The organism is Nocardioides pelophilus (assembly GCF_014180685.1).
Taxonomy (GTDB): domain Bacteria; phylum Actinomycetota; class Actinomycetes; order Propionibacteriales; family Nocardioidaceae; genus Nocardioides; species Nocardioides pelophilus.
In genome coordinates this window covers 1-1411 of record NZ_JACEHF010000084.1, presented here as the reverse complement: position 1 = coordinate 1411, position 1411 = coordinate 1, and the positions used below count along the sequence as shown (strand labels likewise).

The window sequence follows — 1411 nt, the reverse complement described above, 5'->3', positions numbered from 1 at the left end:
GGGCGCGGGGGGCGGCCCCCCGCCTGGATCCGTGGCCGCCAGGTGATCGGCGCGCGCTGCGACGGTGCGCTGATGGAGGAGTCGGGCGCGATCGCCTACGACGACGCGGCATTCGACGCCGGTGTCGCCGACGGCATCACCGTCGCGACCGCCGGCCAGTGGGACTTCGCCACGATCCAAGCGCTGCCGGCGCTGCTGGCCGCGCCCGCGGCCGCCGAGCCGGACAACCTGTCGTTCGACGGCGTGCCGCTCTTCCTCGACGGCGGCGGGACGGCCCGGTTCACGGTGACCGGCCTCGCTCCCGGCGAGCGCGCCTGCGCCCTCATCGGTGGCCGCTCGGAAGCGGTCGTCGGCCGCGCCGACGGTACGGCGAGGGCACGGGTAGGGGTCCCCGACCGCACCGGGTTCGTCGACCTGCAGGTCGTCACCGTCGAGCAGGGCGCCGCCGCCGAGTGGGTCGTCCTCGCCGGCAAGCGGGTCCGGTTCGAGCGCTCGGCCGAGGTCCCGGCAGGTGGCAAGCAGACGGTCGTCGTCCGCAGCCTCTTCGTCGGCGAGCGCGTGGTCGTCCGCTACGACGGCGAGCGCGTCGCCAAGGGGATCGTCTCCGACCGGGGCGTCTTCCGGGCCACGTTCCGCGTCGGCCGCGACCGAGGCACCCACCGGATCAAGGTCGTCGGGCAGTTCGCGGACCGCGCGGGCACCAAGTCCTTCGAAGTCCGCTGACTCCGATGGCGTCCCGGATCCTCGGCCCGGTGGTGGCGGCCCTGCTGGCTGTCGCCACCGGGGTCCTGGTGCCCGGTGGCGGTGCGCCGGCTGCGGCCGCTGCCGTTGCCGCGTGCCCTGGTGCGGCGGGGGTGACGGTCATCGTCGACTACAACGAGATCGGCGGCCCGACCCGCGCCGGGTGCGACGCCGACGGCGGCGGCAAGTCCGCGTCCCAGGTCTTCCCGGACGCCGGCTTCCCGCTCGAGTACCACCCGCGTCAGCCCGGCTACGTCTGCAAGGTCACCGGTCTGCCCGATGATCGTCCCTGCCTCGAGAACGACTCCTTCTGGAGCCTGTGGTGGTCCGACGGTGAATCCGGCCGGTGGTCGTTCTCGAACCAGGGGGTCGGCGGCCTGACGGTCCCCGACGGCGGCTACGTGGCGTTCGCCTGGCACGAGGGTTCGGGGAATGCCCAGCCTCCGGACGTCGTACCCACTCCGCGCGAGAGCCCCGAGCCGTCCCCGGAGCCGTCCGACGACGACGGCGGCAACAGCGGCAACGGCGGCGGCGGAAACGGCGGTGGGAACGGCGGCGGCGACCGGGGCGACAACACCCCTGAAGCCAGCACCAGCGACTCCAGCTCCGCGCCGTCGACCTCCGCCGCGCCGACCACCACCGCGGCCAGTGAGAGCGCGTCGGAGTCGGC

At 74.6% G+C, this 1411-nt stretch carries 1 protein-coding gene and 1 pseudogene; both read left to right on the top strand.

Translation table 11 applies throughout. The features are described 5' to 3' along the window. The coding region (locus H0488_RS13940) for a hypothetical protein (protein WP_220794580.1) at positions 1–723 on the top strand (723 nt) is incomplete at its 5' end. Between the two features lie 5 nt (positions 724–728). Further along, a pseudogene (locus H0488_RS13935) lies at positions 729–1411 on the top strand (hypothetical protein); the annotation flags it as partial.